Source organism: Thermus sp. (genome assembly GCF_056332225.1).
The window spans coordinates 1-852 of the sequence record NZ_JBWGQW010000157.1 but is presented as its reverse complement, the minus strand read 5'-3'; the positions used below and the strand labels follow the sequence as shown (position 1 = coordinate 852).

The 852-nt window shown below is 74.1% G+C and carries 1 pseudogene; it reads right to left on the bottom strand.

Annotation, left to right across the window (positions count from 1 at the left end):
• Positions 1-852, bottom strand: a pseudogene (locus AC01Y6_RS10640) (translocation/assembly module TamB domain-containing protein); the annotation flags it as partial.

Genomic DNA, 852 nt, shown 5'->3' with positions numbered 1-852 from the left:
CTCGGGAAGCCTTCCCGAGAGGCGGGCCTGGGCCTGAAGGCGGGACTGGCCCAGGGTGTAGGCGTACCGGGCCTCCCCCTGGAGGCTAAAGCCCTCCAAGGTGGCCTCCGCCTCCAGCCTCCCCGGGAGGCCCTCCCCCAGGAGGCGAAGCCCCAAGGGTCCCCGCCCCTCCGCCAAGAGGAGGAGGCCCCGACCCCTAGCCTCCAGGGCGCCCCGGTACCCCTCGGGCCCGTAGGCGAGGTCAGCCCGCACCTTTAGGCCCAGGACCTCCCCCACCCCCTTGGCCCAAAGGCGCAAGCCTCCCTCGTACCCCGCCCCCAGGGCCAGGGGGGCTTCCCAGCGGGCCTCCACCCGGGCCCCCTCTCCCTTGAGCCAGAAGGGCCCCTCCTCTTCCAGGTACCTTAGGCCCCTTAGGCGGCCTTCCAGGGCGTAGCGGCTCCCCTCCCAGGTGAGCCGGGCCAGGCCCTCGGCGTAGGCCGAGGCGTGCCGCACCTCCCCCTCCCCCCGGAGGGCCTTGAGGTCTAAAAGGGCCCCGACCGAGGTGGAGCCGAGGCCTTCCGGACGGTAGCGGCCCTCCAGGGCCACGGCCTCCCACGGCCCCCCAAGGGTCAGCTCGAGGCCCCGGTAGGCGAGGCGGCCCGTGACCTCCTTCCCCCAAAGGAGCCTCCCCTCCCCGGAAAGCCCGAGGAGGCCCCTGAAGTCCCCTCCCCGCAAGTCCCAGGAAAGCCCCGCCTCCCGCTCCGGGAGGAGAAGGGCGAGGGTCGTGCCCTGGTAGCGGGCCACGAGGGGCTCTCCAAAGAGGCGAAGCCGCGCCTCCCCCTCGCCCTCCCCCGAGAGGGCGAGCCTTCCCCG